The organism is Aromatoleum aromaticum EbN1, assembly GCF_000025965.1.
Lineage (GTDB): Bacteria > Pseudomonadota > Gammaproteobacteria > Burkholderiales > Rhodocyclaceae > Aromatoleum > Aromatoleum aromaticum.
Map to the genome: position 1 here is coordinate 871,395 of NC_006513.1, position 17,808 is coordinate 889,202.

Annotated in this window: 19 protein-coding genes; 12 read left to right on the plus strand and 7 right to left on the minus strand. The window is 65.0% G+C overall.

The genetic code is table 11. The features are described 5' to 3' along the window. Positions 1-37: 37 nt before the first annotated feature. Positions 38-1,393: a UDP-N-acetylmuramate:L-alanyl-gamma-D-glutamyl-meso-diaminopimelate ligase gene (gene mpl, locus EBN1_RS04165; protein ID WP_011236656.1), complete on the minus strand. Its 1,356-nt coding sequence runs from the start codon at positions 1,391-1,393 to the stop codon at positions 38-40. 97 nt (positions 1,394-1,490) lie between these two features. On the opposite strand from mpl, the gene EBN1_RS04170 reads away from it, so the two are divergent. The 9 genes from EBN1_RS04170 (at position 1,491) to EBN1_RS04210 (ending at position 8,935) form a co-directional block, all read left to right on the plus strand. Further along, complete coding sequence (locus EBN1_RS04170) at positions 1,491-2,093, plus strand: hypothetical protein (RefSeq protein ID WP_041645730.1); 603 nt, start codon at positions 1,491-1,493, stop codon at positions 2,091-2,093. After that, positions 2,090-2,638: a TlpA family protein disulfide reductase gene (locus tag EBN1_RS04175; protein ID WP_011236658.1), complete on the plus strand. Its 549-nt coding sequence runs from the start codon at positions 2,090-2,092 to the stop codon at positions 2,636-2,638. The genes EBN1_RS04170 and EBN1_RS04175 overlap by 4 nt, the downstream gene beginning before the upstream one ends. A gap of 62 nt (positions 2,639-2,700) precedes the next feature. Further along, on the plus strand, positions 2,701-3,192 hold the full coding sequence (aroQ, locus tag EBN1_RS04180; RefSeq protein WP_011236659.1) for a type II 3-dehydroquinate dehydratase: 492 nt from the start codon (positions 2,701-2,703) through the stop codon (positions 3,190-3,192). A gap of 49 nt (positions 3,193-3,241) precedes the next feature. Continuing rightward, positions 3,242-3,694 carry an acetyl-CoA carboxylase biotin carboxyl carrier protein gene (accB, locus tag EBN1_RS04185; RefSeq protein WP_011236660.1) on the plus strand — a complete coding sequence of 151 codons (453 nt, stop codon included), beginning with the start codon at positions 3,242-3,244 and terminating at the stop codon, positions 3,692-3,694. 129 nt (positions 3,695-3,823) lie between these two features. Further along, positions 3,824-5,188 carry an acetyl-CoA carboxylase biotin carboxylase subunit gene (accC, locus tag EBN1_RS04190; RefSeq protein WP_011236661.1) on the plus strand — a complete coding sequence of 455 codons (1,365 nt, stop codon included), beginning with the start codon at positions 3,824-3,826 and terminating at the stop codon, positions 5,186-5,188. A gap of 22 nt (positions 5,189-5,210) precedes the next feature. Continuing rightward, the gene (gene prmA, locus EBN1_RS04195) at positions 5,211-6,116 is read left to right on the plus strand and encodes a 50S ribosomal protein L11 methyltransferase (RefSeq protein ID WP_011236662.1); all 906 of its coding nucleotides are present in this window, start codon (positions 5,211-5,213) and stop codon (positions 6,114-6,116) included. Beyond that, the gene (locus EBN1_RS04200) at positions 6,116-7,195 is read left to right on the plus strand and encodes a DUF3426 domain-containing protein (RefSeq protein ID WP_041645732.1); all 1,080 of its coding nucleotides are present in this window, start codon (positions 6,116-6,118) and stop codon (positions 7,193-7,195) included. The genes prmA and EBN1_RS04200 overlap by 1 nt, the downstream gene beginning before the upstream one ends. A gap of 62 nt (positions 7,196-7,257) precedes the next feature. Then, entirely contained in the window at positions 7,258-7,650 is a 393-nt protein-coding gene (locus EBN1_RS04205) for a diacylglycerol kinase (protein WP_011236664.1), read from the plus strand. A gap of 256 nt (positions 7,651-7,906) precedes the next feature. After that, complete coding sequence (locus EBN1_RS04210) at positions 7,907-8,935, plus strand: nucleotidyltransferase family protein (RefSeq protein WP_011236665.1); 1,029 nt, start codon at positions 7,907-7,909, stop codon at positions 8,933-8,935. A 302-nt stretch (positions 8,936-9,237) separates the two neighbouring features. Here EBN1_RS04210 and EBN1_RS04215 read toward each other — a convergent pair whose 3' ends face one another. The 3 genes from EBN1_RS04215 to EBN1_RS04225 all read right to left on the minus strand — a co-directional run bounded on the left by EBN1_RS04215 (position 9,238) and on the right by EBN1_RS04225 (position 11,173). Continuing rightward, positions 9,238-9,720, minus strand: a complete 483-nt coding sequence (locus EBN1_RS04215) for an outer membrane lipoprotein (RefSeq protein ID WP_049780347.1) — start codon at positions 9,718-9,720, stop codon at positions 9,238-9,240. Positions 9,721-9,725: 5 nt separating this feature from the next. Beyond that, positions 9,726-10,661: a carbohydrate kinase family protein gene (locus tag EBN1_RS04220; RefSeq protein ID WP_011236667.1), complete on the minus strand. Its 936-nt coding sequence runs from the start codon at positions 10,659-10,661 to the stop codon at positions 9,726-9,728. A 101-nt stretch (positions 10,662-10,762) separates the two neighbouring features. Beyond that, on the minus strand, positions 10,763-11,173 hold the full coding sequence (locus EBN1_RS04225) for an HIT family protein (protein ID WP_011236668.1): 411 nt from the start codon (positions 11,171-11,173) through the stop codon (positions 10,763-10,765). 110 nt (positions 11,174-11,283) lie between these two features. Between EBN1_RS04225 and EBN1_RS04230 the strand changes: the two genes are divergently transcribed. Next, complete coding sequence (locus EBN1_RS04230) at positions 11,284-11,787, plus strand: hypothetical protein (protein WP_011236669.1); 504 nt, start codon at positions 11,284-11,286, stop codon at positions 11,785-11,787. Here the strand turns inward: EBN1_RS04230 and EBN1_RS04235 are convergent. The 3 genes from EBN1_RS04235 to EBN1_RS04245 all read right to left on the minus strand — a co-directional run bounded on the left by EBN1_RS04235 (position 11,784) and on the right by EBN1_RS04245 (position 14,872). Further along, positions 11,784-13,016 carry a type II toxin-antitoxin system HipA family toxin gene (locus EBN1_RS04235; protein WP_011236670.1) on the minus strand — a complete coding sequence of 411 codons (1,233 nt, stop codon included), beginning with the start codon at positions 13,014-13,016 and terminating at the stop codon, positions 11,784-11,786. The two genes, EBN1_RS04230 and EBN1_RS04235, sit on opposite strands and share 4 nt — an antisense overlap. After that, the gene (locus EBN1_RS04240; RefSeq protein ID WP_041645734.1) at positions 13,016-13,267 is read right to left on the minus strand and encodes a helix-turn-helix domain-containing protein; all 252 of its coding nucleotides are present in this window, start codon (positions 13,265-13,267) and stop codon (positions 13,016-13,018) included. Before EBN1_RS04240 ends, EBN1_RS04235 begins: the two co-directional genes overlap by 1 nt. Positions 13,268-13,609: 342 nt before the next feature. Then, positions 13,610-14,872 carry a lipopolysaccharide biosynthesis protein gene (locus tag EBN1_RS04245; RefSeq protein ID WP_157866573.1) on the minus strand — a complete coding sequence of 421 codons (1,263 nt, stop codon included), beginning with the start codon at positions 14,870-14,872 and terminating at the stop codon, positions 13,610-13,612. Positions 14,873-14,945: 73 nt separating this feature from the next. Between EBN1_RS04245 and EBN1_RS04250 the strand changes: the two genes are divergently transcribed. Then, entirely contained in the window at positions 14,946-16,136 is a 1,191-nt protein-coding gene (locus tag EBN1_RS04250; RefSeq protein WP_011236674.1) for a Wzz/FepE/Etk N-terminal domain-containing protein, read from the plus strand. Positions 16,137-16,302: 166 nt separating this feature from the next. After that, positions 16,303-17,793 carry an ATP-binding protein gene (locus EBN1_RS04255; protein WP_011236675.1) on the plus strand — a complete coding sequence of 497 codons (1,491 nt, stop codon included), beginning with the start codon at positions 16,303-16,305 and terminating at the stop codon, positions 17,791-17,793. Positions 17,794-17,808: the final 15 nt, after the last annotated feature.

The window sequence follows — 17,808 nt, forward strand, 5'->3', positions numbered from 1 at the left end:
TTTTGCGAACCGGCGGTGGCCGCGCTGCGGCCTGCGCCTAGCGTCCCGTGCGCGCGAGCGCGGCGAGCAGCCTGTCATGGACGCCGCCGAATCCCCCGTTGCTCATCACCAGCACATGGTCCCCGGGCCGCGCCGCCGCCGCGACGTCGGCGACGAGCCGGTCGAGATCGTCGTACGTCGCCCCTCGCTCGCCGAGCGGCGCCAGCGCGCCGGCGACATCCCACCCGAGACCGTTTGCATAGCAATAGACGCGGTCCGCCTGCGCGAGACTCTCCGGCAGGCGGTCCTTCATGACGCCCAGCTTCATCGTGTTGGAACGCGGCTCGAGCACCGCCAGGATGCGGCCTGCGGGTTCGCGCCGGCGCAGGCCGTCGACGGTCAGCGCGATCGCGGTCGGATGATGGGCGAAGTCGTCGTACACGGTGATGCCGCGGACCTGTCCGCGCACTTCCATGCGGCGCTTGATTCCCCGGAAGCCGGCCAGGCTCGCGATCGCCTGCGCCGGCGTGACGCCCACATGACGGGCGGCGGCGATCGCCGCGAGCGCATTGCTGCGGTTGTGGCTGCCGCTCATCGGCATCGCCACGCTGCCGACGATTTCGTCGCGCAGGCGGAATACCGCCTCGCGCTCATCCGCGCCCGCTGCCGCCGACCATTGCGCCCCGTCGCCGAACCATTCGAGCTCGGACCAGCAGCCGCGCGCGGCCACGCGTTTCAGGCTCTCCTCGTCCGCGTTCGCAATGATCCGGCCCGACGCGGGAATCGTGCGCACGAGATGATGAAACTGGGTTTCGATCGCGGCCAGATCACTGAAGATATCGGCATGATCGAACTCGAGGTTGTTCAGGATCGCAGTGCGCGGGCGGTAATGGACGAACTTCGACCGCTTGTCGCAGAACGCCGTGTCGTATTCGTCGGCTTCGATGACGAAGAACGGAGAATCGGTCAGGCGCGCCGAAACGCCGAAGTTCCCCGGCACGCCTCCGACGAGGAAACCGGGCTCGAGACCGGCGTCCTCGAGCATCCACGCGAGCATCGACGTCGTCGTCGTCTTGCCGTGCGTCCCGGCGACCGCGAGCACCCAGCGCCCCTGCAGCACGTTCTCGGCCAGCCACTGCGGCCCCGACACATACGGCAGGCCGCGATCGAGAATCGCCTCGAGCAGCGGATTGCCGCGCGACACCGCGTTGCCGATGACGTAGACGTCCGGCGCGAGATCGACCTGCGCCGCGTCGTAACCTTCGGTCAGGCCGATTCCCTGGGCCTCGAGCTGAGTGCTCATCGGCGGGTAGACGTTCGCGTCGCAGCCGGTAACGGTGTGCCCCGCCGAGCGGGCCAGCAGCGCAACGCCTCCCATGAAGGTGCCGCAGATGCCGAGAATGTGGATATGCATGAAAACTCCGGGAGCCGGGCGGCGTCTCAAGGTGATTGAAACCCGCCCGTGTAGAATGGGCGGCATTCTACATCGACCGTCTGCCGGACTCGCGACCATGACTTCCCGCGCGAATGCTTCCCGAAGCGGCAACCTGAGGCGCGGTGTCGCCGCGCTTGCCGCGCGCATGATGGCCGAGGACGGCATCAGCGACTTCGGCTTCGCGAAACGCAAGGCAGCCCGCCAGCTCGGCATCTCCGAGTCCGAAGCCCTGCCCAACAACGCCGAGATCGAAGCCGAGCTGCGGGCGTGGCAAGCCCTGTACCAGGACGAAGAGCAGCCCGAGCGGCTGCTCGAAATGCGCCGCGCGGCGATCGAGGTGATGCGCCTGCTGGGCGAGTTCCGGCCCTACCTCACGGGCGGGGCGCTCGACGGCACTGCGGGACGCTACACCGAAGTCGACATCGAGCTGTATCCCGAAAGCGCCAAGGACGTCGAGATCTTCTTCCTCAACCACGACATCGGCTACGAACACCGCGAACCCCGGCGCGGCGCCGCGAACGCTCCGGAAGCGATCCTGAGTTTCGACTGGAACCGCGTGCCGATCAGGCTTTCGCTCTACACCGCCCAGGCCGAGCGCGTCAGCCGCCGCAACATCGAGCGCGCACGCCTGCCGGCGGTCGAAGCGCTCGTTCAGGCGAGCGAAGGTCCGAGCGCATGAAAGGGATCGCCGGGCGTCACCTCATCATCGTCGCCGTCGCAGTGTTCGCGGGGGTGGCCGGTTTCCTGGTTTCCCGCGGCACGTCCGATCCGGTCCCTGCCGCGCAGGTCGATCCGGCGGCCGGGAACGCGATTCTCGCGCTGACGCTGCCTGATTCGAGCGGCGAGCTGCAGGCACTGCAGCAATGGCGCGGCCGCGTGCTGGTGGTCAACTTCTGGGCGACGTGGTGCCCGCCGTGCCTGACGGAGATTCCGGACTTTGCCGCGGTCAGCCGCGGCTTCGCCGATTCCCCGGTCCAGTTCGTCGGCCTCGGCATCGACAAGGCCGAGAGCGTGCGAAAGTTCCGCGAAGAGCATGACGTCCCGTATCCACTCCTGATCGGCACGCCGCAAACGCTGGAGCTGACGAGGGCGCTCGGAAATGCCGTGCAGGCGCTGCCTTACACGATCATTTTCGATCGTGCCGGAAAGATCGCGCACATCAAGCTCGGCACCTTGAATCGTAGTGAACTAGAAGGCAAAATCCGCGCACTCCTCGACCAGTAATTCACCGGAGCGCGCCGCGTGGCACTGGACAAAATGCGCCTAATTGCGGCAAACTTGCCGGCATGACGCGCCAAAAACGCAGTAAAAACCCAGATGCCGCGCCCCCGCCGCAGCCCCGGATCCTGGTCCTGCACGGACCGAACCTCAACCTTCTCGGCACCCGGGAGCCTGACGTCTACGGCCACACGACGCTTGCCGACATCCACTCCGCGATGGAAGCCCGCGGACGCGCCGAAGGCGTCCTGGTCGAGTCGTTTCAGAGCAACCACGAAGGCCAGCTGATCGACCGGGTACAGGCATCGCCGTTGGAAGAGATCAGCTTCATCATCCTCAATCCGGCCGCTTACGCTCATACCAGCGTCGCGCTGCGCGACGCCCTCCTCGCGGTCGCGATCCCGTACGTCGAAGTGCATCTTTCCAACATTCATGCCCGGGACACTTTCCGGCATCACTCCTATTTTTCCGACTGTGCAGCCGGCGTGATCTGCGGACTGGGGCCGTACGGCTACCTCGCGGCGCTCGAATACGCGCTGTCGCAGCTGCGGAAACCCTGACACAAACCCCCGGGCGCCCCGTGCGGCGGCGCCCCGCTCGGAGAACAGCATGGATCTGCGCAAGCTGAAGAAGTTGATCGACCTCGTCCAGGAGTCGGGCATTTCCGAACTGGAAGTCACCGAGGGCGAAGAGAAAGTCCGTATCGCCAAACACAGCACCGCCCCCGTTTCGAACTACCTCGCGCAGATGCCGGCGAGCGTGCCGCAATTTGCGGCTGCCCCGGCTCCGGCGATCGTGCTGACCCCGCCGGTCGATGACGCACCCGAAGGCATGATCGTGAAATCGCCGATGGTCGGCACGTTCTATCGCGCCTCGGCGCCGGGTGCGAAACCCCTCGTCGACGTCGGCCAGGCCGTCGCCATCGGCGACCGCCTGTGCATCATCGAAGCGATGAAGCTGATGAACGAAATCGAATCCGAGTTCACCGGGACGGTGAAGGCGGTCCTCGTCGAAAACGCCCAGCCGGTCGAATACGGCCAGCCGCTCTTCATCATCGCCTGAACGCCCTCATGTTCGAAAAGATACTGATCGCCAACCGTGGTGACCAGCCGCCGGCAGGCGGCGCAGCGGCGCAGCCAAATCGCGCGGTACGCGCAGCGTCCGAGCGCGATTTCGCCGCGGAGGCACCCCATGTTTGAAAAGATCCTGATTGCCAACCGCGGCGAAATCGCGCTGCGCGTGCTGCGCGCGTGCCGCGAGCTGGGTATCCGCACCGTTGCGGTGCACTCGGTCGCGGACACCGAAGCGAAGTACGTCAAGCTCGCCGACGAGTCGGTGTGCATCGGTCCGGCGCAATCGGCGCTGAGCTACCTGAACGTCCCCGCGATCATTTCGGCAGCCGAAGTCACCGACGCCGAAGCCATCCATCCGGGCTACGGTTTCCTGTCCGAGAACGCCGACTTCGCCGAACGCGTCGAGCAGTCCGGCTTCGTCTTCATCGGCCCGCGCTCCGACACGATCCGGCTGATGGGCGACAAGGTCAGCGCCAAGGATGCGATGAAGGCCGCCGGAGTGCCGTGCGTGCCGGGTTCGGAAGGCGCGCTGCCCGAGGAACCGAAGGAGATCGTCAAGATCGCCCGCACCGTCGGCTACCCTGTCATCATCAAGGCGGCCGGCGGCGGCGGCGGTCGCGGGATGCGGGTCGTCCACACCGAGGCGGCGCTGCTCAACGCGGTCGCGACGACCCGTGCCGAAGCCGAGGCGGCGTTCGGCAACCCGATCGTCTATATGGAAAAATTCCTCGAGAACCCGCGTCACATCGAGATCCAGGTGCTCGCCGACGAACATGGCAACGCGGTCTATCTCGGCGAACGCGACTGCTCGATGCAGCGCCGCCACCAGAAAGTCATCGAGGAAGCTCCTGCGCCGGGCATCGATCGCAAGGCCATCGCGAAAGTCGGCGAGCGCTGCGCCGAAGCCTGCCGCACGATCGGTTACCGCGGCGCGGGCACGTTCGAGTTCCTCTACGAGAACGACGAGTTCTACTTCATCGAGATGAACACGCGCGTGCAGGTCGAGCATCCCGTCACCGAGATGATCACCGGCATCGACATCGTGCAGGCGCAGATCCGCATCGCGACCGGCGAAAAGCTGTGGTTCCGCCAGCGTCACGTCGAATTCCACGGCCACGCGATCGAGTGTCGCATCAACGCCGAGGATCCGTTCAAATTCACGCCCTGCCCGGGAAAGATCACGAACTGGCACACGCCGGGCGGACCTGGCATTCGCGTCGATTCGCACGTCTATAACGGCTACACGATCCCGTCGCATTACGATTCGATGATCGGCAAGCTGATCGCGTTCGGCGACACGCGCGAACAGGCGATCCGACGGATGCGGATCGCGCTGTCGGAAATGGCGGTCGAAGGCATCAAGACGAACGTGCCGCTGCACCAGGAGCTGATGCTCGATGCACGTTTCGTCGAGGGCGGCACGAGCATCCATTACCTGGAGCACAAGCTCGCCGAACGCAACGAAGTCAAGAATCTTGCCTGAGCAGGCCGCGGACGCGTACATCATGTGGATCTCGGTAACTTTGCAGGCCGAAGCGCACAAGGCCGAAGCGCTGTCCGAGGCGCTGATGGACGCCGGCGCGCTGTCGATCAGCATCGAGGACGCCGACGCCGGCACCGACGCCGAGAAGCCGCAGTTCGGCGAACCCGGGCATCATCCGGTCGGGCTGTGGGATCACAGCCGCGTAATCGCGCTGTTCGATGCCGACGCCGACCTCACCGTCGCCCTCGCCCGCGCGGCTGCCGACGCCGGCTTCGATGCGGTGCCGCCTTTCACGCTCGAAGAGATCGCCGAGCAGAACTGGGTGCAGCTCACCCAAAGCCAGTTCGAGCCGATCCGCGTCACCGATCGGATGTGGATCGTGCCGTCGTGGCACGCCGCGCCCGACCCGGCGGCGATCAACATCGAGCTCGATCCCGGCATGGCTTTCGGCACCGGCTCGCATCCGACGACGCGCCTGTGCCTGGAGTGGCTGTGCGACGCGGTGCAGCCGGGCGACAGCGTGCTCGACTACGGCTGCGGCTCGGGCATTCTCGGCATCGCGGCAGTGCGCCTCGGGGCGGGCGACGTGCTCGGCATCGACATCGACGACAAGGCGCTCGACGCCGCGCACGATAACGCCGCGCGCAACCACGTCGCGCTGCGGCTGCAGCACTCCCGCCAGCCACTCGACGCGCGCTTCGACGTCGTCGTCGCCAACATCCTGACGAATCCGCTGTGCGTGCTGGCGCCGCTGCTCGCCGCCCGGGTCGCTCCCGGCGGCAGAATCGCGCTGTCCGGCGTGCTCGAAACCCAGACCGAACAGGTGATCGCGGCATACGCGCCGTTCCTGCCGTTGCGCGTCGGTGCGGTACATGAAGGCTGGGCGCGGCTCGAAGGCGGCTCTCCGCGACAAACCGGGAGCCAGTGATGTTCGCGCGCTGCCCGGCCTGCCAGACGGTATTCCGGGTGCAGCCCGAGCAACTGCGCGCGCATCGCGGCGAAGTGCGCTGCGGACGCTGCTATGCGTCGTTCAATGCGCTCGATCGCGTGCTGCACGTCGCGCCCGCCGTATCGGCACCCACCCCACCCGCAATTTCCCAACCGCCCGCTGCCGCAGCGCCCCGCCCTGTCGAATCGGTTCCGGAGCGCGACGACCGCTTCTTCATCCTCGACGACCTGCCTTCGGCTCCGGAAGTGACACGACAGGGGGCTGATGACCGAACAGAGTTCGAGGCACGCGATCACCGCGAACCCGTCGTGCCACGCGACGGGCATTTTTCCAGCGCAACGGACGCCACAGCGGCCGAAGGTCACCCCGTGCCGCCGATCCGGCGCACGCGCGTCGTCGGCATCGCGCCGACACCGCTCGGCGCCCCCGCTGCGCCCGCAAGCGCGGCACTGCCGAAGCGCCAGGATGACGAACCGCCGACCGCATCCGCTTCCTCCCGCGCGGGGGCAACCGATGCGGCGCACGACCGCGAACATCTCGACGCGACCTACGGCCCGCCGGCTTCGTCCGGCAGGCGCTGGCTGTCCGGACTGGGAGTCGGCATGCTGCTTGGCACGCTGGCGGTGCAGAGCGCCTTTGTCTTCCGTGACGACATCACCCGCAAGTGGCCGCAGTTGCGCCCCGCCTATCTCTCCGCGTGCGCGCACCTGAAATGCACGCTCCCGCTGCCGCGCCTCGCCGGTGCGATCAGCATCGAAGCTTCCGAACTGCAGTCGGAGCCGGGGCGCGTCGCGCGCTTCGTGCTGAACGCGACGATCCGCAACCGCGCTCCTCACCCTCAGGCGTATCCGCATCTCGAACTGACGCTGACCGACGTCCAGGACCAGCCGCTCGTGCGCCGCGTGCTCGGGCCGGCGCAGTGGCTCCCCGCCGGCTTCCTCGAACAGGGAAGCGCCGAACAAAAATTCGACACCGGACGCGACATCGTCGTGCAATTGCCGTTCGAGGCACCGGGCGTCGAAGCCACCGGTTACCGGGTCTATGCTTTCTATCCGTGAACCGGCCTGACCGCACGCGCTCGAGCGGCTGCCGAGCCCGTCTTCGACAACCTGGAATCCCGATGCAACATCTCTCCCCGGACACCCGCAAAAGCCCGTTCAAAGGCAAGACCGGCCTGATGCGGATCTGGAACGCCTTTCGCTACTCGTTCGCCGGCCTGCGCGCCGCATTCGAGCATGAAGACGCGTTTCGCCAGGAATGCCTGCTTGCCGCAGTGCTGATCCCGCTCGCGCTCTTCATGCCGACCGGCGGTGCGGGCAAGGCACTGCTCGTCGGCAGCGTGCTGCTGCTGCTGATCGTCGAACTCGTCAACTCCGCGATCGAAGCGACCGTCGATCGCGTCTCGCTGGAGCATCACCTGCTGGCCAAGCGAGCGAAAGACATCGGCAGCGCGGCGGTGCTGCTCGCGCTGGTCAATCTCGCGATAGTCTGGGGACTGGTGATCTTCGGTTGAAGCCGCTGGGCAAGGAGTGCGCGCGGCATGGCAGTGGCCAAGAGGCTGTTTGAGCGAAAGGTGGCGTGAGAAGAAACACCCGTGCTACAGGCGCCGGGCGCTTGCCACGCGGCGACAGCCACGGCCGGTTCTTCACCACGGCACTCGACTTGATATGTTTTTAATATTAAAAACGTATCAATCAGATATTGATTCCATTGTTTTTCCAGCAGTTTTCCTGCTATTTTGATTTTTACACTTTTACAGGAAAACGCTCATGAAGGCGCTTGATCATCAGCAACAGCTCTTCATGGTCGAATCCGACCAACTTTACCGTACGTGGATCGAAGCGCTCAGGCACGCCCGCTCCTATCGCTACGGCATGCGCTGGGTGTCGTCGAAAGGGCGGCAATACCTCGTGCGACGACACGACGCACGCGGCAATGGCAAGTCGCTCGGCCCACGCAACACCGAAACAGAAGCCACCTTTGCCGCGTTTACCGAAGGCAAGGCGCGCGCCGATGCGCGTTTGCAGCAGTTGTCGCGACGCATGAAGGAACAGGCCCGGTTAAACAAGGCCGCCCGGCTGGGCCGGCTGCCGACCATCGTCGGCGAGGTATTGCTGGCACTGGCAGCCTCGAATGTGGCGCGGGATTTCTGCGTGGTCGGCACACACGCGATTCACGGTTACGAGGCCATGGCCGGTGTGCACTGCCAGATGGAGTTGCTGGCGTCGGGCGATGTGGACCTCCTTTACGACCCGCGCCGACGACTTGCCCTCGTGACGGACAAACTGGAGGGTGACGGCCTGCTGGGCCTGCTGCAGAAGGTCGACGCCAGCTTCGAAAGGCTGCCGGACACCCGCTTTCGCGCTGCCAACAGCAATGGTTTCATGGTCGATCTCATCATCCCCGAACGCGACTTGCAGATCACGGAGGCCGTCACCTTCGGCGCCGACGATCTCGTCGCGGTCGAAGTCCCCAACCTGCACTGGCTCGTCAATGCACCAAAGCTGGACGTGGTCGCCATCGCCGCCAATGGCGCACCGGTAATGATGCGCGTCCCCGACCCGCGCGCCTTCGCCCTGCACAAGGCCTGGCTATCGCAGCAACCGGACCGCGAACCGGTCAAGAAGCGCCGTGACCGTGCACAAGCCGTGATGGTTGCAGCACTGGTGCAGACCCACCTGCCGGCGCTGCCCTTCGACACCGCCAGTCTCAAATTCTTCAGCGTCGACATGCTCGCCCGCGCGCGCAGCGCCATCGAGCAGGATTCAGACATCCGACTACCTGGAATCGATTTTTAGAACATGACCACGCTCATCAGTTTCTCGGCAGGGGCCGTGCTTTCTTCGTGCGCGCTTCGTCGTTTGAACGTAACCGTTCAGACCTCACCCGGATTTTCATTGGTTGCCCGGCGTAGTCTTGCGGGATAACGCCGGCTTCGAAGACGGCGTAATGCGATAAAGCTGAGCGATCATGACCTGCGACAGATGGACGAGGGGGCGCGATCGGGGCAAGAATGAGACGGGGGTGTCATTCGGCTGCAACCCCTCCCGGGCCCCGAGTGGCTTGCCGACCCGGGAGCGAAAAGACGCCACCGATGGCGTCAGCGCGTGACCCGCGTCGTGCCGGCGTCCCGCACCAGGCGAACACGTTCGCCGAGGCGGAAGTTCTCGCCGCCGTCCTCCTGCACCACTGCGAGCACCTGGCCGTTCTCGAGCCGCACGGTGACTTCGACGCCCGCCTGGCGCGTCGCACCTTCCTCGACCGCAGCACCTGCCAGACCGCCCGCCACCGCGCCAATCACCGTCGCGATCGCCTGCCCCCGCCCGCCGCCGACGCCGCTGCCTGCGATTCCGCCGACCGCCGCACCCGCAACCGGCCCCACCGGCGTCTTCGTGCCTTCGAGCTTCACCGCCCGCACCGCTTCGACCGTTCCGTACTGGACGACCATCGTGCGCCGCGCCTCGCCGCGCTGGTACGCGCCCCCGCCGAGTCCCGACGCGCAACCCGTCACACCGAGCGCCGCGACCAAAGCCGCGACCAGCGCCAGCCGTTGCGTTTTACTACGATTCAGATTCACTCTCATCCCGCTCACCATAACGCCTCTCCAAATGCTGCCGCATACCGTTCGGCAATGTCGTTGCGCGCGGGCGCATGGTTCTGCCCGCCGCGGTACCCGATCTTGATCGCCCCCATCACCGACGCGAGCCGCCCCGTCCGCTGCCAGTCGTAGCCGTTCGCAATGCCGTAAAGAAGCCCCGCGCGATACGCGTCGCCGCAGCCGGTCGGATCGACCAGCTGGTCGGGCGCGACACAGGGAATCGCGACGCACCGGCCTTCCGCGTAGATCTGCGAGCCTTCCGGCCCGAGCGTCACAACCAGCGCTTCCACCTCTTCGGCGAGCTCGGCGAGCGTGCGCCCGGTCTTCTCGCTCAGCAGCTTCGCCTCATAGTCGTTGACCGTGCAGTAACGAGCCAGTTTCAGGCATTCCAGCAGCTCGCCGCCGGAAAACAGCGGCATCCCCTGCCCCGGGTCGAACACGAACGGGATCCCCGCCTCGGCGAACTGCGACGCGTGGTTCAGCATGCCGTCGCGCCCGTCCGGCGAGACGATGCCGAGCTTCACGCCCGCAGCGTCCTGCACGCGGTTCAGGTGCGAATGGTTCATCGCCCCCGGGTGGAACGCGGTGATCTGGTTGTCGTCCAGGTCCGTCGTGATGAAAGCCTGTGCGGTGAATGTGGCGGGCACGTGCGTGACGTGATCGTCGCACAGCCCGAGCTCGCGCAGCCGTTCCCGGTACGCTCCGGCGTCGTCGCCGACCGTCGCCATGATCAGCGGATCGGCGCCGAGCAGCTTGAGGTTGTAGGCGATGTTGCCCGCGCAGCCGCCGAACTCCCGTCGCATGTCGGGCACGAGGAACGACACGTTCAGGATGTGGATCTGTTCGGGGAGAATGTGGCTCTTGAAGCGATCATGAAAGACCATGATCGTGTCGTAGGCGACGGAGCCGCAAACGAGAATGGACATGGCGCACCTGCCGGACGGAAAAGGCGGCCATTATAGAACTCTTGCGCCCCCGCCCGCGGACCGACCCACAGGCGCAGGCGCATGCCAGAACAGCGGGACGCTCAGATCACCGCGCGCAGCTTCGCCGCCATCTCTTCGAGCGCCTCGCGCGGCGGATTCTTCGCCGGCCACGCCAGCGCCAGCCCGTCGCCTTCCCAGCGCGGCAGCACGTGGATGTGGAAATGGAACACCGTCTGCGCCCCGGCCGGCTCGTTCGCCTGGAGCAGCGTCACGCCCTCGCAGCCATACGCCTTCTTGACCGCCCGCGCCACCCGCGCCGCCGTGCGGAAAACCGCCGACGCCAGATCGTCATCGAGTTCGTAGATGTTGGCGCGATGCGGCTTGACGACCACCAGCGCATGGCCGGGATTGACCGACTGCAGGTCCATGAAGGCGAGCGTCGAAGCGTCTTCGAAGACTTTCGAGGCGGGCAGCTCGCCTTTGGCAATGCGGCAAAACACACAGCTTTCCATCCTTCGTTCCTCCTGTCGATACATGGTCGGGCGCATCCTAACGGTGACGCCGCGCCACTGCAATCGCCGCTGAGCCAAGACCGATCGAGTCCGGCGACAACTATCTTGACTTGTTCCGGATCCTGTTCTGGACAACGCTGCTGGGCGCCATCGACGAGCTGATCCAATACCTCTGGATCACCATCAGCTACAGCGAATACCTCGACTTCAACGACATCCTGGTGAACATGCCGGGAGGTGCAGCGGGCGTGCTTATTTACTATGGGTCCAGCCGTCCGCATCAGCTCCCCGCCTCACGCCCGCCCCGCCTGGAACTGTTCACCGCACTCGTGCTGTCCAGCGCCATCATGCTCGGCGTTCACACCGAACGCGTCGTCACCACCCCGAAAGTCAAGGTGCCTGCTGGCGGCTTCGTACGCGACAAAGGGGAAGCCGCCACGCTGCGCTTCTATCTTCAGCGCACGGTACCGCCCCGCTACGCCAGCTACAACCAGAGCCCCTACCGTGGCCAATACTGGATTCTCGACCCGGCAAGCGGTATTGCACTGACGCTGCTCGGTGGCGTCCTGTTCGGCGTACTCGTACGCCAAGCCATCCAGATCCGTCCAGACTAGGCTTCTTGTACCAGACTGCGCTTCACACCCTGGTCCCAGATCCGTCGCATTTCCCTTGCGATCGGAGCAAACCCTTCGCGCTGTTTCGCCTCGGCCAGCATTCCGGCACCGATATCCGCCACCGCATCTGCCACCTCGCACAGGATCTCACGCGCACGCGTGGGGTCGAGCGCGCAGTGGCCTTGAGCGAACCGCGTCAGCACCTTCGTACTCGGCCAGGATTTACGGCCATCCAGCATCAGTGCCATCACATCCCCCGGCAAATAAACCTGTGTGGTGACGATATCGTAGGCGGGGGCACAGGTTACGGGCATGCCGGGCGCGGCATACACCACCCCGAAATTCTTCAGGTGCGCATCGCCATTGCGCACCGCACAGCACACCGCAAGCAGACGGAACAGGAATTCGAGCGTCTGCACACGCGCGGTCGGGGTCACGAAGCAGGCAAGCGTTTTCGCGAGCCCCTCGTAACTGTCATCGTACTTTGCCTTGACCGGCAACCCTTGCAAAACACAGGTATCCTCGAAGCCGAGGTACTGCCCATCGACATCGAGGTCGAAACGCTCGACCACCAGGAATCGTCCGTTTTCAGACAAGGCATGTCCGGGCACCGCCAAGCCGGCCCGCTCCGCCACCTGTAGACAATAGAACTCGTTTGCGGCCAGCTCGGGGAACTCGTCTTTATCCCAGGTCTTGATGATATGGGTGGCGCCGCGTACGGTCAGGCTGCGCCGCCCGTCACCCGACAACGACCACGCGCGCTCATCACGCACCAGCACTTTGGGCTGGACACCAGAGATGCCGCTCGACGCGGCGAAGCGCTCGACAAGGTCGGCGAACAGGTCTTCAGAGCCCTCATAGGCCAAAATCTCCGCCACGCTTTGCGTGGCCTGCCCGCCCTCGGCAAGGTTTCCAGGCTCGCCGTATCGCAGGCGACCGATCTGCGCCGGACCCACGATCTGGAGCAAGGAAAGATCCTGAAACCCCGGCATAAGCTTGCGAAAGCGCCGCTCCAGCACTTCACGCAGCCGCCCTTCCGGAAGGTTCATCTGGAACACAGGATGGAGTCCATCCGGATACTCGTAACCACCAAGCTTGAGCGGCATGGTCAGCGAAACGGCCTCGCGCGGACCCGCACCCGGATCGTAGGCGAAAACGCAGCCAGCAGAATCCGCCGCCGCACGATCGAGTCGACCGCTCAAGGCCTTGTCCGCCCACACTTTCAGCATCAACGCCTCCCGCGTGCCGCCAGCAGATCGTCCAGCGTCGGCAGACGGCTCTCGGGCACCGCCTGCAGCTCGAGCCCCAGCACTGCGCAGACGCGGAGCAGCTTGCGAATGCCGATGTCGCCGATACGGCCGTTCTCCAGTTGGGACAGACTGGTGCGCCCCACGCCTGCAAGACGCGCCACCTCTTGCTGCGTGAGCCCCCGCGCCTGTCGCATCTCTCGCACTGTTGAGCCGATTTTGATCACATCCATGTTCGGAATATTAAACAATATGTGAATCCAAGCATATTTTGTTTAATAAAGCGAACAGGATCACAGCTCGATCGGTACGCTTGGCACCGGGCACCATGAAGTCTTGGGGCATCGCTCCATGGTGTCTGTTTTTCAGGGGCAACTCCACACCCTCACCCCCGGAGGCCTGGCAGCAGGGCCAGCACCAGCAGGATAAGGACCGCCCACTGCCATGCCCGCAAGCCAGACCACGGCCGGCGCGGAAGATCCGATTTCGGCCGCACTGGGTTGGCGGCCGCGAAGCGTTCGCGCAGCTGCCGCGTTCGCGCCTCCTTCACGTCTTCCGGCAAGATGAACCGATCTTCAGGCCTTTTTTCCCGCATCTGCCGCCATCGCCTCCCAGGCCAGCCCCCAACCCGTAACAAAAACCACCGCGTGCGCCAACATCATCCCCAGCGCACCGCCCCGCACGCCCCAGGCCATCGCCATCCACGGCATGGCCAGCAACAACACCGCCCCCCCGGCCGCCATACATACCGCCAGCCCGCGCTCGCACTCCAGGCTGTTCAACAGGGGCACCAGCACGACGTTACCCAAGGCGAAGGGCAGCACCCCGAGCACCCAGGGCAACAGCGCGCCCGCCGAAGCAAAAGCCTCGCCGAACATCCGGGTCATCAGCCATTCGCCGCTCGCCGCCGTGATCGCCACCACCACCGCCCCCATCGCGAAAAGCCCCACCGTCAGCCAACCGGACAGCCTCCGCAGCTGCCCCCGGCCCGCCATGCTGCCACCTTCGCCCATCGCGCCCATGCTCCCCAACTGGCTGAACCGCCCCAGCAGCACATTGCCCAAGGGCGCGGCGAGCAGCAGGCAGGCCTCGGTCAGACGGGTGCCCGCAGCGTAGAACGACAGATCCTGCGCATCGACGAGGCCCCCGCGCCAGCCACCCAGCACCACCACATCCCCCTTCAGCAGCCACATCGCCAGTCCACCCATCAGCAGGAAGGGCCACACCCGGCGATACGCCACGCTCGCACCCGCAGCCGACGGCCATACCAGCCACGCGCGCCCCCAGAGCACGATCACCACCACCAAGCCCAGCGCCCAGGCCGCGAAGATCCAGCCCAGTTCCCGCCACGCCAGGCCCGACACAACCAGCACGATCAGGCCAGCGGACACCAGGCGCCCCGCGCTCTGCCACGCGGCCTCGACCCCGAACGAGCCCGCCGCACGCATCCGGCCCGAAACCAGGTTCATCACCGCCACGCCACCCATGCAAGCCAGCGCTGCGGACAAGGCCGCACCGCGACCGCCGCCAAGCACGAACGCCGCCACCGCCAGCCCCGCGGCCACCACCAGGACATGCAGCAACGCATTCGCCATCAGCCCACGCAGCTCGCGGCCCGCGGCGCCACCCCGCACGCCGGCGCGATACAGCAGGGTCGGCCAGCCCCCCTCGATCAAAACCAGGCCCAGCGTGCCCAGATTGAGCAAGAGCACGTAAACGCCGAAGGCCTCGGTGCCCAGGACCCGCCCCAGCAGCAGCAGCAAGCCGAACGACACCCCGGCGCAAAGCCCCGCCCCCAGCGCCTGCCAACCCACCGCGCGTAGCAAACCGAAGCTCATGTACTCCCTTACCTCAACTGATCGGCGGATATGGTGAGATAATTCCGCCTTTTCCGCAAAACCAGACGCCTCCATGCAATCCACGCCCAACAACCCGCCTGCCCACGAAGACAACGAAATCGACCTGCGCCAACTGGTCTCGGTGCTGTGGAAGCAGAAGCTGCTCATCGTGGGCGCAGGCGTCCTCTGCGCGGGCGTGGGCGTGGGCGCGAGCCTGCTCTCGACCAAGTACGTCGCCGAGGGCCTCTTCCTCACCCCCGGCGTCTCCGCGACCAACTACAAGCGCTTCGTCAGCGTGTTCTCCAACGGCCCCCGCCTGCAGCAATACCTGCAGGACACCGGGGCGCTGGCGACGCGCGACGGAGCGCTGCTCTTCGGTCTCGCGGAAAATCAGGACAGGCTCGTCGAAACCCTCAGACCCGAGTTCGCCTTTACCGACAAGGACCAGAAGGCCTTCGGCGTCAAGGTCGCCGAAGACGACGAACCCGGTGCCATGATCGGCGTTCGCATCCAGTTCTCGCACAAGGAGCCCACCGGCGGCACCCCCGTCACCCTGCTCGCCGAATACGTGCGCGACACCGTCATCCGGGTGAACTTCGAGAAAGCATTGCTCGCGCGCTGCGCCGACTTCCGCACCCGCGAACAGGAGTTACGCAACGCCCAGCTCAGCAACGACTTCGCCATCACCCAGGAAGAGCGCCGCGCCGCCACCCTGCGCGAGATCATCGCCCGCAACCCCGGAGCTGCCGTCAGCGACAACCGCCAGATCGTCTCGCTGGAAAAAGGCAGCGAGCGCTTCCTCTCCCCCGCCGCGCAACTCGTCGCGTCCGAGATCCAGATCGCCGACATGAAGCTCGCCGAAGTGCGCCGCGAGCGCGAGCGCACCGCCAGCGCGCTCAAGCGCGACTACTACTGCCAGGCCCAGCAGGCGCTGCAGCAGCCCACCACCGGCCCCACCTTCCTTCAGGGCCTGCCGAACATCCAGGCCGCTGCCTTCCAGGGCCAGGACAAGTCGGTCGACATCATCGAGCAGACCTGGAACGAACTCGACGTCGAGCGTGCAACCTGGACCAACACCTACCTGCAGTCCATGCGCTTCGTCGCCTCACCCGAAGGCACCGAGGTGAAGGAACGCAAGCCGGGTCTGGCGCTCGGCCTGGTGCTCGGCGGGCTGCTGGGCGGCATGCTTGGGGTGTTCGGCGCGCTGGCACGGGCGTGGTGGCGCGGGGACGGAGGCGAGAAGGGCGAGAAAACCGGGGCCTGACCCCAATTTCCCCAACCTCCCACTCCACGATCGCGATATTCGAGTCCTGGAAAAACGACGAAATAAATCAAAAAATTTTCACTTTGTGATTTATAAACAAATACTTAAACAAAACATCAAACTAACGTAAAACTCTTTATATTAGTAACGTAAATACAATCCAACCATGCAACCTTGGGGCTTCTACGGTCGACAACGCGAACTTGCGGATCTGCGCGCAATTCTTGAGCGTGGGCGCTGGTTTTTCGTGCAGGTGTCGGGGCGGCGGCGCATCGGAAAGACCTCACTCATCCAGCAAGCGCTCAACCAGGCCGGGCGCCAAAAGCGGCTCTACATCCAGATCCCGGACTCGGACCCCACGGGCGTGCTCGTCGCCTGCAACGATTACCTTGAGACCTTTGGCATCAAGGACCGTGTCCGCAGCCTTGGCGAACTTGCCCAGTTGATCGCAAAGCTTGCCGAACAAGGCTATGTCATCGCCCTGGACGAGTTTCAGTACTTCAGCCGTAAGCCCCTGTTCGACTTTTGCTCGCTGCTACAGGCCGAGATCGATGCCCTTTCGGCGCGCGCCGACCGCGTCCAAGGGGGGCTGATCGTTCTTGGCTCCCTGCACGCCGAAATGGCCGCCTTGCTCGAAGACCGTGCGGCCCCGCTTTTCAACCGCAGCACCGACAAGCTCATGCTGGACCACCTGGATGTCGCATCCCTGCTGGAGATGCTCGAAATCCACGCCGACTGCGAGCCCGAGCGCCTGCTCTTTCTGTGGAACCTGTTCGAGGGCGTGCCCAAGTTCTATCGGGACGCCTACGAGCAAGGCGTGCTCAACGCCGACCGCCCGGCTTTGCTCCGCGCGCTGTTCTTCAGCAGCTCGTCGCCGCTCAAAGGCGAGGCAGACAACTGGTTTCTGCGCGAATTCAGGGGGCGCTACGACATGCTGCTCCAGCACATCGCGCGGCACCCCGGATGCACCAACGCTGATATCGAAGCCGCGATCACCAACGTATCCCCTCAAGAAGGGAAGCAGGTCGGTGGCTACCTCAAAGTGCTGAGCGAGCGTTACGCCATGATCGAGCGCCGCCTGCCCATCTTTGCCAAACCCAAGGCGCGCAGCGGTCGCTACTACATCCGCGACAACTTCCTCAGAAGTTGGCTCGCAGCCCTGCAGCGCCCCGTTTCGGCAGTGCATTTCAGCCCGGAAGCACAGCTCATCGCCCAGGCGGATCAACTGCTGGCAGAAGCAGAGGGCTCGGCTCTGGAAGAGTTGGCAGGTCGGCTTTACGAAGAGACCAGCCGCAAAGGGCTGAGTGACTTCCCATTATCCGAGCGCATCAAGGGCTACTGGGATCGCGCCGGCATCGAGATCGACCTTGTTGCCGTCAGTGAAAGCACACGCCGCATCCGCTTCGGCACCTGCAAACGTAACCCCGACAAACTGCTCCCCAGTCTCGCCAGTCTGCGCAGCAACGTTGACGCCTTCATAAGACATCACACGCAGTATGAGAACTGGACGGTCGAATACTGCGCGATCGCGCCACGGATCTCGCCTGCGCTTGAGGACAAGCTTGCCGCCGAAGGGGTAATCGCGCAATCACTGACAGATCTTTGGCAGCCATTGCTGCCCACACACGCAGTGCCAAGCGGGAAAACCGGGGTCTGACCCCAATTTCCCTAT